Annotated in this window: 11 protein-coding genes and 1 other RNA gene; 5 read left to right on the top strand and 7 right to left on the bottom strand. The window is 35.1% G+C overall.

What is annotated here, in order from left to right; all coding sequences use genetic code 11:
- Positions 1–39: 39 nt before the first annotated feature.
- Together argO and BTA34_RS11670 are read left to right on the top strand one after the other, a co-directional pair.
- A complete protein-coding gene (argO, locus tag BTA34_RS11675) occupies positions 40–663 on the top strand; it encodes an arginine exporter ArgO (protein WP_151435724.1) in 624 nt (207 codons plus the stop codon).
- 84 nt (positions 664–747) lie between these two features.
- Positions 748–1482 carry an oxidative stress defense protein gene (locus tag BTA34_RS11670; RefSeq protein ID WP_151435723.1) on the top strand — a complete coding sequence of 245 codons (735 nt, stop codon included), beginning with the start codon at positions 748–750 and terminating at the stop codon, positions 1480–1482.
- Between the two features lie 74 nt (positions 1483–1556).
- Here the strand turns inward: BTA34_RS11670 and BTA34_RS11665 are convergent, their stop codons facing one another.
- On the bottom strand, positions 1557–2456 hold the full coding sequence (locus tag BTA34_RS11665; RefSeq protein WP_069367724.1) for a LysR family transcriptional regulator ArgP: 900 nt from the start codon (positions 2454–2456) through the stop codon (positions 1557–1559).
- A gap of 160 nt (positions 2457–2616) precedes the next feature.
- Between BTA34_RS11665 and rpiA the strand changes: the two genes are divergently transcribed.
- Together rpiA and serA are read left to right on the top strand one after the other, a co-directional pair.
- Positions 2617–3273, top strand: a complete 657-nt coding sequence (gene rpiA / locus BTA34_RS11660; protein ID WP_151435722.1) for a ribose-5-phosphate isomerase RpiA — start codon at positions 2617–2619, stop codon at positions 3271–3273.
- A 272-nt stretch (positions 3274–3545) separates the two neighbouring features.
- Positions 3546–4796 carry a phosphoglycerate dehydrogenase gene (serA, locus tag BTA34_RS11655; protein WP_151435721.1) on the top strand — a complete coding sequence of 417 codons (1251 nt, stop codon included), beginning with the start codon at positions 3546–3548 and terminating at the stop codon, positions 4794–4796.
- 72 nt (positions 4797–4868) lie between these two features.
- Here serA and BTA34_RS11650 read toward each other — a convergent pair whose 3' ends face one another.
- From BTA34_RS11650 to zapA, 6 genes are all read right to left on the bottom strand, one after another.
- On the bottom strand, positions 4869–6980 hold the full coding sequence (locus BTA34_RS11650) for a type I secretion system permease/ATPase (RefSeq protein WP_151435720.1): 2112 nt from the start codon (positions 6978–6980) through the stop codon (positions 4869–4871).
- Between the two features lie 16 nt (positions 6981–6996).
- Positions 6997–8358, bottom strand: coding sequence for an HlyD family type I secretion periplasmic adaptor subunit (locus tag BTA34_RS11645; RefSeq protein WP_151435719.1), 1362 nt, complete (start codon positions 8356–8358; stop codon positions 6997–6999).
- Between the two features lie 2 nt (positions 8359–8360).
- Positions 8361–10418, bottom strand: coding sequence for a peptidase domain-containing ABC transporter (locus tag BTA34_RS11640; protein ID WP_151435718.1), 2058 nt, complete (start codon positions 10416–10418; stop codon positions 8361–8363).
- Positions 10419–10541: 123 nt separating this feature from the next.
- Positions 10542–11135, bottom strand: a complete 594-nt coding sequence (locus BTA34_RS11635) for a 5-formyltetrahydrofolate cyclo-ligase (protein WP_151435717.1) — start codon at positions 11133–11135, stop codon at positions 10542–10544.
- 170 nt (positions 11136–11305) lie between these two features.
- Positions 11306–11489: non-coding RNA, 6S RNA (gene ssrS, locus BTA34_RS11630), on the bottom strand.
- A gap of 109 nt (positions 11490–11598) precedes the next feature.
- Positions 11599–11928, bottom strand: a complete 330-nt coding sequence (zapA, locus tag BTA34_RS11625; RefSeq protein ID WP_023581530.1) for a cell division protein ZapA — start codon at positions 11926–11928, stop codon at positions 11599–11601.
- Between the two features lie 176 nt (positions 11929–12104).
- Between zapA and BTA34_RS11620 the strand changes: the two genes are divergently transcribed.
- Positions 12105–12683: a YecA family protein gene (locus BTA34_RS11620; protein WP_151435716.1), complete on the top strand. Its 579-nt coding sequence runs from the start codon at positions 12105–12107 to the stop codon at positions 12681–12683.
- Positions 12684–12732: the final 49 nt, after the last annotated feature.

Genomic DNA, 12732 nt, shown 5'->3' with positions numbered 1-12732 from the left:
TCATCCAATATCAAACGAATAATTATTAGGATATTTTGCATGTTCACAACTTTTTTTCAGGGGTTCTTATTAAGCGCAGCAATGATTTTGCCAATAGGCGCTCAAAATGCCTTTGTTTTACAACAAGGAAGTAAAAAACAGTTTCATTTAATGAGTGCATTTTTATGCGCTTTAAGTGATGTGGTTTTGATCACCGCAGGTGTCTTTGGTGGAAGCGCTCTGCTTAGCCAATCAGAAATACTTTTATTACTGATCACTTGGGGAGGCGTTGCGTTCTTATTGTGGTATGGCTGGAATGCATTTAAAACTGCTTTTTCAAAAGATATTGAATTATCACAAAGTGAAAATCAGGTAAAAAGCCGCTGGCGTGTGATAGTAACATTAGTTGCCGTAACATGGCTTAATCCTCATGTTTATTTAGATACTTTTGTTGTGATAGGCAGTATTGGTGGGCAATTAACGTCAGAATTACGTCCTTGGTTTACATTTGGTGCGGTATTTGCCTCTATAAGCTGGTTTTTTGCGTTATCACTACTGGCAGCTTGGTTTTCTCCAATATTAAGCAAAGCGCGCGCTCAACGTATTATTAATCTGTTTGTGGGATGTGTAATGTGGTTTATTGCTGTTCAATTAGCGGCACAAGGATGGAAAACTCTCTTTTAATCTTAAAGAACTTTACATCAGATATGCTAAGGTTCTTCTTAGCCATAAAAGATGGTCTTAAATTTTATTATGTCGGGGGTTTTTGTGAAATTAAAAGCAATTGTATTAGCATCCGTGTTTACACTGGGATTACCTTCTTTTGCATTAGCCGCATCAGAGCCAGAAGGACCACATATTATAACATCGGGTAATGCGACAATTAAAGCCGCTCCTGATATGGCAACATTAAATATTCAGGTTAACGAAAGAGCAAAAGATGCAGCTCAGGCTAAGAAACAAGTTGATGAGCGTGTTGCAAAATATTTTGCCTTCTTAAAAGAAAATGGTGTTGTTAAAGAAGATATCGACGCAGCTAATATCCGTACTCAACCAAACTATGAGTATGATAAAAAAGCAGAGCGTTCAGTGATTAATGGTTATACGGCAACACGTACTGTTAATGTTAAAATTAAGAAATTAGAACAGCTTAATACGTTGCTTGATGGCGCATTAGCAGCTGGTTTAAATGAGATTAATAACGTTGAATTTGGCGTAAATAATCCGGAACAATACAAAACAAAAGCACGAGAAGTTGCGATTAAAAATGCCATTGATCAAGCAACGTCAGTAGCAAAAGGTTTCGGTGCGGATTTAGGTGCTGTTTATAGCGTGAGCTATCGTGCGCCAGAAGCTACACCTTATCCAATCGCACAAGTGCGTATGGATGCAATGGCATTAAAAGCACAAGCACCTGCTGCAGTGCAAGAAACCTATGAACAGCAAAGCATCGAGTTTAAAGATTATGTTGATGTGGTTTTTGAATTAAAACGCACTAAATAATCCTGCTGTAATAAAAACAAAATAGGCTTCAATATGAAGCCTATTTTTTTGTGTTGATAAGATGAAATAGCGTATTACTCTTCATCCTGTTTTAAAACTTTACGACCAAAATCAATGAGTGCGTCTGTCACTTTTCTCATGGTTCTACTTTCTGGTGCAAATCGGTGCCAATAAAGCATCCGTCGCTGGCAAAGCCCCGGAGTTAAATCAACCAACTCTCCACTTTTGAGTTCATTAGCAATTTGCAGATGAGGGATCATACAACAGGTTGAGCCTTGTTTAGCTAATTGCACGAAGGCTTCAGAGGAGTTCACAATATGACAGGGTACACTACCGGGCGATAAACCGAAATTTTGTTGTAAAAATGCCTGATGCATATCATCAAGATGGTCAAAGGCAACTGCTGGCGCTTTTAATAATGAAGATTTTGTTACTCCATTAGCAAAGTAGCGTTGAGCAAAGTCAGGAGAAGCAACGAAGAGGTAATCGAGAGCGCCTAATTGATCGACAAGGCAACTTGGCAGTGCTTGTGGCTGAATACTAATTGCACCAACAACTTCGCCTCGTCTTAATCGTTCTTGAGTGCGAGTTTCATCTTCCACTTGAATATTGAGACGAATAGGCAGTTGCGTTAAGACGGGATGTAAAGCGGGCAATAACCATGTTGCTAAACTATCAGCATTCACCGCCAAAGAGAGTAAAAGAGGCGTAGAACCGCTATTTTCATCACCTAACCATTGTTCTTCAAGTAATTCTACTTGATGCAATAGCGCTAATAATTTTTGTCCTTGCTCAGTAGGTTGAGGTGGAACAGTTCTGACTAATAGTGGTTGTCCAAATAAATTTTCTAACTGTTTGATACGCTGAGAAACGGCAGATTGTGTAATACATAACTTTTGCGCGGCTCTTTCAAAACCACGTTCTCGAATGACGGCATCAAGGGCTTGTAATGCTCGATAATCAGGGCGTTTCATTAACAGACTCTCTTCGATTTTATATTCTATTGCTTACTATGCCATATTTTTCGTTGTAATGAGTTAAAATGTTGCTTCTCAGTTTTTGATGTGTCTCGTGCTAGTTTTGAATGCAATATGCTATTCTTAGTCCATTAACGTGATAAATAAGGTTTTTCAAATGACTCAGGATGAATTGAAAAAAGCAGTAGGTTGGGCAGCGCTTGAATATGTAAAACCAGGCATGATTGTGGGTGTCGGTACTGGTTCTACGGCTTCTCACTTTATTGATGCATTAGCAACAATGAAAGGTCAAATCGAAGGCACAGTTTCAAGTTCAGAAGCATCAACTGCAAAATTAAAAAGTTATGGCATCCCTGTTTTCGACTGTAATGAAGTCGATTCTTTAGATATCTATGTTGATGGTGCAGATGAAATTAACCATCAAATGCAGATGATCAAAGGTGGTGGTGCTGCATTGACGCGTGAAAAAATCATTGCAGGTGTAGCGAAAACATTTATCTGCATCGTTGATGAATCTAAACAAGTCGATGTGTTAGGTAAATTCCCACTCCCCGTAGAAGTGATCCCAATGGCGCGCTCTTATGTTGCGCGTGAACTCGTTAAGTTAGGTGGTTTACCTGAATATCGTGAAAACGTGGTAACAGATAACGGTAACGTTATTTTAGACGTTCATAACTTAACTATCCTTAATCCTATTGAACTGGAAAACAAAATTAACAGTATTCCGGGGGTTGTAACCGTAGGATTATTTGCTAATCGTGGCGCAAATGTTGTTTTAATGGGCACCGCTGAAGGTGTGAAAACCATTAAATAATTCTTTTTAAGATAGGTAGCGATGGCTACCTATTTTTTAAATTATTTTAGAAACTGTAAATTCAGTGATATATATCACACGACAGTTATATCTCTCTTTAAAATCCTGCCATTTTCAAAGTCAAAATCATTTTACTCGGTAGAAAATCACTTTATTTACCGCTTATTCTGTCATCACTGCAATCGGTTGTATTGCCACAAAATCTATTTTTGTTATGTTGATGAGACAGGATTTTGTTTTTCATTAAATGTAATAACGATAGGGCAGGGTAAATGGTCAAAGTATCTTTGGAAAAAGAAAAAATAAAGTTTCTACTCCTTGAAGGTGTGCACCAAAGTGCAGTAGAAAATTTAAGAGCTGCGGGTTATACCAATATTGAATATCACAAAGGCGCATTATCGGAAGAAGAATTAAAAGAAGCTATCCGTGATGCACGTTTTGTTGGTCTTCGTTCCCGCACTCACTTAACAGAAGACATTTTTGCAGCGGCTGAAAAACTGGTTGCTGTGGGATGTTTCTGTATCGGTACTAATCAGGTTGATTTAGATGCTGCTGCTCGCCGCGGTATTCCCGTTTTTAACGCCCCGTTCTCAAACACTCGTTCCGTGGCTGAGATGGTACTTGGCGAATTACTGTTATTACTACGTCGTATCCCTGAAGCAAATGCGAAGGCGCATCGTGGAATTTGGGATAAACAAGCCAAAGGCTGTTTTGAAGCACGAGGTAAAAAACTGGGTATTATTGGTTATGGTCACATTGGTACTCAGTTAGGTATTTTGGCAGAAAGCGTTGGTTTAGATGTTTATTTTTATGATATTGAAAATAAACTACCATTAGGTAATGCAACACAAATTCGTCATCTCTCTGAGCTATTGAATATGTGTGACATTGTCAGCTTACATGTGCCAGAAACACCATCAACCAAGAATATGATTGGGCATGAAGAAATTCGGCGCATGAAACCCGGCTCCATTCTTATCAATGCTTCTCGTGGCACTGTGGTTGATATTCCTGCGTTATCTCAAGCATTAGAATCAAAACATTTATCTGGTGCTGCGGTTGACGTATTCCCATCAGAGCCGGGCGCAAATAACGATCCTAACGATCCGTTTGTATCTGAACTTATCAAATTTGATAATGTGATATTAACACCACATATCGGTGGCTCTACCCAAGAAGCACAAGAAAACATTGGTTATGAAGTTGCGGGTAAATTAGCGAAATATTCAGATAACGGCTCTACATTATCTGCTGTTAACTTTCCAGAAGTATCACTGCCAAGCCATGGTGATGATGTAAACCGTTTACTGCATATTCATGAAAACCGCCCAGGTATGATGAATAGCATCAATAAAGTGTTTACTGAAGAAAATATCAACGTAGCCGCACAGTATTTACGTACATCAGGTAACGTAGGTTATGTTGTAATTGATATTACAACACAAACAAAAGCTCAAGCTGAATTAGTGTTACAAAAAATCAAAGCATTACCGGGAACTATCCGTGCTCGTATGCTTTACTAATTATTGATAAGTTATCTGTGATCTATTGAAGGCTCGAAATATCGAGCCTTTTTTGTATCTTTTAATTTTTATTTATTGAATTTGTTGCTGCCATAATTGGTAATAGAGCGCTTGATTTTCTATTAAATGAGCGTGTGTACCTTCTTCTAGTACTCGTCCTTTATCTATTACATAGATATAATCTGAATGCGCTAATGTATTTAGACGATGTGCAATACTGATGACGGTTCTGTTTTTACAAATCTGAGGCAAGTTAGCTAAAATTTGTGCTTCTGATCCGTAATCTAATGCTGATGTTGCTTCATCTAAAATAAGAATACGAGGGTCTGTTAATAAAGCTCTAGCAAGTGCGATACGTTGACGTTGCCCTCCTGATAAATTGTGACCTCTTTCTCCAACTTGAGTATTAAAGCCTAAAGGGAGTTGCTCAATAAAGTCTAAAGCTCCTGCAAGTTGAGCGGCTTCTGTTATTTCTTCTTCACTGGCATTCGGTTTTGATAAACGAATGTTTTCAAGAATTGAACCACTAAATAAAAAACTCTCTTGTAAAACGATACTCATGCTTTGACGTAAAGATAAAGGATCAGCGATAGCTAAATCCATGCCATCAATATAAATTTTTCCTTGTTGGGGCGTATAAAAGCGTTGAATTAAGCGGGTGAGCGTACTTTTCCCAGAGCCAGAACGCCCTGTAATACCAATAAATTTCCCTGCTGGAATAGATAAAGAAAGAGACTCAATAACATCAGGTGTCTTGTCTGTATAACGAAAGTAGACATTTGAAAAAGTAATGCTCCCTGTTATTTTAGGAACGGTAGCTAACCCTTGGTATTGATGCTCTGTGGGATTATTTAAAATATCACCAATACGACGCAAAGAAATGGATGTTTGTTGAAAATCTTGCCAACATTGCGCTAAACGTAAAATAGGCTGTGTAATATGGGCGGCAAATAAATTAAACGCGATAAGTTCACCTACGGTCATTTGTACATTAATAATGAAATTAACGCCTTGCCATAAAATAATTGCGGTAGTGATCTTATGAATAATAAAAATAAATTGCTGAGCGAATAACGCTTTTTTAGCACCAGAAAAACGCTTATTAATATGATCGGTCAGTTTGTATTGCCACTTTTCTACAAAATGATTTTCTGTTGCCGTCACTTTAATCGTTTCTATGCCATTTATCGCTTCTGTCAGTAAACTAATATTATCTGCGTTGGTTTGATATTCTTGCTTTACCCAATAACGAATAATCGGTCCAAGAATAAGCCAAAATATAAAATAAAGAACTAAAGAGCTTAATGTTATCCACGTTAAGGTTGATGAATAAATAAACATCACAAAGATAAACACAGCAATAAAAATAAGATCAAGCACCATCATCAATGCTGAACCAGTAATAAATTGTCTGATCTGTGAAAGCTCTTGTATACGAGCAATGATCTGTCCAGATGGGCGTTGAGTAAAAAAATGACTCGGCAAGCGGATGAGATGTTGATACGCCTTTCCTGAAAACTCAGCACTTAATTGACAAGAGACAAAAGCATATAACTTATCACGCAAAAAAAGATATATAGGTTCCGTGATGGCAATTAAAACGAATAGACAACCAAATAGATGTAAATTAGATAAATTTCTCCCCGTTAAAACAGTATCGATAAATTTTTCAAAAACAATGGGATTCACTAGAGCAAAGAGTTGAATACAACAAGATAAAATAAAAAATAGGAGTAATGATTTTTTCTGTTTTAGGATAGAAGGAATAAACCAGTTTAGATTAAATTTTGACGATGATGAAGATGGCTCTTTAGCAATAAGTTTTAATATATTTAATTTTTTATCTTTATCAATAATATGTTCAAATTCTGTATCATTTATAGGATTTATAATAATTAATTTTGTTTCCTGCGTTTTTTTTAAAATATACCAATGATTATTTATTTCGATAAGCGTATCGATAATAAGATCCTCATTATAATCGAGTAAGCAAAAATCACCTTTTAATTCCAAAAGTTGAATAGTTTCAAGAATGTCCCACTTGTTAAGATGCTCTTCTTTACCCAGAAAATGAATAACTTGCTCTCTTTTTATCTTTCCATTTTGTGTTTTTGAGCAACAAATTAATCCATCAATAATTGATGAGTGATATTCTTTTTCTTTCTCTAAATTAATATTATTCATGATATTAAGCACCTTATTATTTTTCTGTTAGTGCGTTGTGACGGTAAACTTCTATTGGACTTAAGAAATAGTCAATAACACGACGTTTATCGATAATAATTTCAGCGACTAAAGACATCCCAGGAGCAAGGCTATATTGTTGATTATTGCTTTCTATCATCTGCGTATTTAGTTCAATTGTTGCGGGATAAACTAAACCTAGCTGCTCATGTTGAATGGAATCTTTGGCGATATTGGTTATATTTCCTTCTAAGGTGCCATAACGAGTGTAAGGAAAAGCATCTATTTTTATCATTGCTTTTTGCCCTACATGTATAAAACCAATATCTTTATTGAGAATATTAACTTCTGCTATATTGTGCTGATTATCAGGGATTATCGTCATCATCTGTTGTGATGGTTGTAAGCTACTGCCAAGTGTGTAATTTGTAATTTGTTGTACAGTACCTGTAACGGGGGAGCGGACAATTTTTAGCTGTTGTCGTTTTTGGGCATGATTAAGATTTTGGCTATAAATTAATAGTTCACTCTCATACTGTTTATATTTATCATGCCATTCTAATTTTTTCTGTTTCTCTAATGTATCTAAATTTTCATTTAATTTTTTCTCTTGGCTCTTAATAAGTTGATATTCAGCATTTTTAATTGTAATAACTCGATTTATTTCTAATAACTCTTTTTCATTTTCTAAATATTCCATTTGGCTAATTATTTTTTTTATAAAAAGCGTTTTCTTAAGAAGAAAACGTTGGTTAATATTTTCTTTTAACGTATTTAATGATAGTAACTCATTATGGATCAGGGTTTGGTTTTTATTATTAATCTCGATTTCGGTATCAATTAAATTTATGTTACTTTCAAATTCATCTTTTTCTTTTTGGTAACTAATAAGAATAGATTTTTTTGTTTTTTCATCTAATTTATTAAAATGATAAAGTTTTTGTGGAGATGCTTCTTGGCTTAATGCTTGGTAACGAAGTTTAAGTAACAGCAGGCTATCTATTTTTTTCTGTAGCCCTTTAACTTCTTCATCAACGCCCAATATATCGAGTGTTAACAATGCATCACCTTGATTGACTTTTTGTCCCTCTTTTACATGAAGAACAGCAAGGCGACTATGCTCATAAATTTGAATAACTTGAGAATGCCCTGCAACAATAAGTTTACCTGTTGCAGATGATTGCACATTTAATTTACCTAAAGAAGCCCACATAATAAAAGCGATAACGCTGAATGAAATAATTGACGCAATATAACGACTATAAGGAGTTAAAGGTTTTTCAATAAGGGCAATATGATTAGGGTAGAAATCATAATTAATATTCTTTTTTTTACGTTGAAATACGTTAGAGAGTGCAGATTTTATATTTAGGTTCATACTCAACATCCTTGTTGGCGTTGCCAAAGTTTTTTGTAGTGGCTATTTTTTGCAATTAATTCCTTATGTGATCCTTCTTCAATAAGGTTGCCTTTTTCCAACACAATAATACGATGGCAAGTTCTCACCGTTGAAAGACGATGAGCAATAATGATAATGGTTTTCTCTTTTGCAATAAGAGGAAGGTGTTCTTGGATAATGGCCTGAGATTCATCATCTAATGCGCTGGTGGCTTCATCAAAGATTAAAATTTTAGGCGAAGATAATAAGGCTCTTGCAATCGCAATACGTTGGCGTTGTCCTCCTGATAAAGATTGTCCTCCTTCTGCAATAATAGTGTCGTAACCTAATGGTAGTTTTAAAATAAATTCATGAGCGCCCGTTAGTTTTGTAACGTAAATAACGTCTTCTAAAGAGGCGTTTTGTCGAGTGAGTCGGATATTATCAAACACACTTAGATGAAATAAAAAATTTTGTTGTAGAATGATTCCTATTTGTTGGCGTACTCTATTTAAGTTAAGTTGTGAAAGCGGAATATTATCAAGTGCAACATGACCTGATTGTGGAATATAAAGACCTGAAATCATGCGTGCTAACGTGCTTTTTCCTGATCCTGATGTGCCAACAACACCAATAATTTCATGTCTTTTTATATGTAATGAAATATTATTTAAAATAGCGGGTGTATTATTTTGGTAATAAAAACTGACATTATTAAAAGTAATTTCCCCTTTAATATTTGTTTCTAATATTGAATTATTCTGTTCTTTAGGAAGGTTAAGTATATCTTGTAAGTTATAGATTGCTGTTTTTGTTTTGATATATTTTCCCCAAACATCAATAGCTGTGGCTAAAGGTTGTAAGCAATAGCCAAGTAGCATCGTAAAAGCAATAAGCTGACCTATTGTCATTGACAGCGAAATAACTTCGCAAGCTCCTATCCATAGAAGTAGTGCAACTGTTGTTTTATTTATAAATGACACAATAAAGCGAGATAAATTATCAATATTTTGAAGCTTTTCGTTTTCACCGGTTAGTTTATGAATTTGTGTATACCATTGTTGTGTAAATCTTGGCTCCAGAGAAAGGCTTTTAATAGTCTCAATGCCACCTAAGCTTTCAGTAAGAAAGGCTGTATTGACTGCGACTTTTTGATAAAGATGTTGAACTGCAAATTCTATTTTTGGGGCAAGTAATTTAGCTAAAATAAGATAAAGAGGAATTGTCGAAATAAATATTAATGTTAGCTTTAACGATAATAATGCCATTGCGAATATAAATAAAAAAATAAAAGAAGAATCAACAAATAACAGTAAGAGCGTTTTTGTTATAAATTCTCGTATAATATCTAATTCTTTTATTCTAGCAACAATGGCACCGGTTTGACGTGATTTAAAATAGCCAATAGGAACTCTAAACAAGTGTTGAGCGAGTTTTAGACTTAACGTTATATCAATTTTATTTGCTGTGTGTTGATAAATATATTCTCGAATTCCTTTTAGTGTTCCTTCTAGAACAGCAATAAAAATTAAACCAATAATTAAAACATCTAGTGTTGATAGAGCCTGATGGATAATCACTTTATCCATAATAATTTGTATTATAAAAGGCGATGTAAGCATTAATAGTTGAAGGATGAGTGAGTAAAAAAGAATATTTATAAAGATAAGTTTGTATTTCTTTATTACTATAAAAAACCATGAGAGACTAAAAAATGGATTTTCTTTAAAGCAAAGGTAATAACATTGTGCAATGTTTAATGAATTGAATTGGCTTTGACTTAGGTTTTCTGTTTTATCTGTTTGCAGATTATAAATCAGATATGTGTTTTCATTTTTTTTTAATAATATAAATGTGTTGTTTTTATTATCTAAAAAAATAATGTGATGTTCTGTTTTTTTTAAAATAAGTGATTTCTTTGTTTTTTTTAGTTTAAATTGATATTCATTTTCTAATGAGTTTATAGTAGAGTCTTTTTTTATTTCTATTTCTCTCTTTTTAGTTAGATTGATAATAATACTAATGCTTTTTATTAGGTGACTTTCTGTTTTATTATCCATGACAATAAAATACCTTTTGTATAGCTGAAAAATATAAAAAGGTATTTAATATTATTTTTTTTATCAAAAATATAAAAAAACACAGATGATAATCATTAATCTTAATCTAGTACTAATATAAAACTAAAAATGCCAGATCTTTTCTGGTGTAATAATTTCAGGTAATGGCACATCCCAATTTGCAATAGGAAGGTGAGCAACTTGTTGGCAAGTATGTGCTAATCCCACTGGATAAAATGATTTTTGTTGCCAGTTTTCTAGCGTTCTATCGTAAAAACCGCCCCCCATACCTAATCGTTGACCTTGTTCATCAAAAGCCACTAACGGTGTAAAAATAATATCAATATTAGAGATAGGAATAACCATATTCACATTTAAAGGAGGTTCCGAAATATTAAAGCGATTTTTTACTAACACAGTAGAAGGTGTGTAGCGTAAAAAAAGGAGGTGATGGCGATGAAAGGGATGCAATACAGGTAAGCAAACTTGTTTATTTAATGCCCATAGCTGGGAGATCAACGGTGATGTATCTATTTCACCATCAAAAGAAAGAAACAGTGCAATCGTCTGTGCTTGTTCGATTTTTGGGTGAGTAAGAACTTGCTTACATAATTTATCAGCTGCCTGTTGTTGCTCGGCTAATGTAAGTAAACGTCGTTTTTGGCGAATAGCTTTGCGGATTTCATCTCTTTGCTGAAAAAGTGAAGTATGCGTCATTCATAAATCCATCAATAAGTGGTTGGCATTAAGTAGAAACCATCATTTCAATCAATTTATCACACTTTAGAGGTAAGAACGCGAAGAGGTTGAAGATATGAGAATAGAGGCATAAAAAAAGTTCTAAATATTAAGTAGCTATAAAATACTTAATATTTAGAACTTTAGTAGGGATCTCCAAGATGCCGCCGCAAGCTGTAACCCTTGAACCCATGGTCCAAGGTGAACATAGTGTTGTTGCCATTAGGCTGCCTGAACGAATCGGGTATGCTCACAAGCAACAGATCACCACGTTCTATGTGTTTCGAATATCGGCTCAGGGGACTGGCCCGCTGGCAAACATCTCAGAGAAATTTGGTGGGTACGTTAAGCACCTTATCTGTGAACTATTGTATTATTTTAATTGTAGAAAGCAACCTATTATCTGTGAATTTCGTGGTGTACGCGTGCTTTCTGAACAAATCTACTTCGCAGTTGAAAAAGTGCGATCATGGTGCTTGCCTTGATCGTGTAAAGCTTGTTCAATAGATTGTTGTAGCATTTTTATTTTCTCTTCCATGTTGTAGGCATAGTCTCTGGTTTTTAACTTTTCTTCTGCCAACTCATGACTCATATTTAATGCCACGATAAAAATTAAGTGCTCTGTATTGGAAACACCACTGCGTTCTTTGAGATCTTGTAATCGTTGTTCCAGTTCAGCAGCAGAAGCCAGTAAAGCATCTCTTTGTTCTGGTGGGCAATTGACACGTAATGAGCGCCCAAAAATTTGAAGATCAACGGGTTGTGCGGACATGATTCCTTCCTGACATAAAATCTGTGCTACGTGTTTAGTAGTGTATACGGTTATAACGCTGTATTAAACGCTATTACTGCAAAAATTCCAATGATTAACATGGCTTAACTGGTACAGCGACTTCTATTGATGGTAGCATATCTTGAACTATTCCCCTAAATGCGACGTTTATTCTTATGTCAAAACAGAACACATTACCAAATTATCAAACTATTGATGCATTATTACAGCAACATACAGTACCTTTAACCGCGGCTGAAATGCATGGTTTGATTACAGGATTTATTTGCGGTGCAGTGCGTGATAGCAGTTGGAAAACCTTATTACACGATCTGACTAATGAAGGTTTAGCTTTTCCTAAAACGCTATCAGAGCCACTTGAAGAGCTTTATCACATCACCCATGAACAGCTCGATGACAGTGTGTTCAACTTCTCTATGTTAGTGCCTGACGAATCTGAATCTGTTTTTCTAAGAGCCGATGCCCTTGCAGGTTGGGTTAATCATTTTCTTTTAGGTCTGGGTGTCGCTCAACCTAAGTTGTCTGATCATAAAGAATTGACCGAAGTGATTACTGATTTGCGTAATATTGGTGCGCTAGGTTATGAAGAAGACGAAAACCAAGAAGAACTTGAAGATGCTCTTGAAGAAGTCAGTGAATATGTAAAAGTATCCGTTCAACTTTGTTATATCACTTTTGTCGCACCAAAAGACAAAGGAAATGACGAACAAAATGAGCAACGTGTACTACATTAATTTCATTATTAATAGCATCATTAATTAGATAACCATAAAGATAAATGAA

Source organism: Proteus sp. CD3 (assembly GCF_008808075.1).
In the GTDB taxonomy this organism is placed as follows: domain Bacteria; phylum Pseudomonadota; class Gammaproteobacteria; order Enterobacterales; family Enterobacteriaceae; genus Proteus; species Proteus appendicitidis.
The sequence above is the reverse complement of the archived record's forward strand: the minus strand, read 5'-3'. Positions and strand labels throughout refer to the sequence as shown.

Coding starts and splice junctions, on each gene's coding strand:
- argO (WP_151435724.1), top strand. CDS start 40: ATGTTCACAACTTTTTTTCAGGGGTTCTTATTAAGCGCAGCAATGATT.
- BTA34_RS11665 (WP_069367724.1), bottom strand. CDS start 2,456: ATGAAACGCCCTGATTATCGAGCATTACAAGCCCTTGATGCCGTCATT.
- rpiA (WP_151435722.1), top strand. CDS start 2,617: ATGACTCAGGATGAATTGAAAAAAGCAGTAGGTTGGGCAGCGCTTGAA.
- serA (WP_151435721.1), top strand. CDS start 3,546: ATGGTCAAAGTATCTTTGGAAAAAGAAAAAATAAAGTTTCTACTCCTT.
- BTA34_RS11650 (WP_151435720.1), bottom strand. CDS start 6,980: ATGAATAATATTAATTTAGAGAAAGAAAAAGAATATCACTCATCAATT.
- BTA34_RS11645 (WP_151435719.1), bottom strand. CDS start 8,358: ATGAACCTAAATATAAAATCTGCACTCTCTAACGTATTTCAACGTAAA.
- BTA34_RS11640 (WP_151435718.1), bottom strand. CDS start 10,418: ATGGATAATAAAACAGAAAGTCACCTAATAAAAAGCATTAGTATTATT.
- BTA34_RS11635 (WP_151435717.1), bottom strand. CDS start 11,135: ATGACGCATACTTCACTTTTTCAGCAAAGAGATGAAATCCGCAAAGCT.
- zapA (WP_023581530.1), bottom strand. CDS start 11,928: ATGTCCGCACAACCCGTTGATCTTCAAATTTTTGGGCGCTCATTACGT.
- BTA34_RS11620 (WP_151435716.1), top strand. CDS start 12,105: ATGTCAAAACAGAACACATTACCAAATTATCAAACTATTGATGCATTA.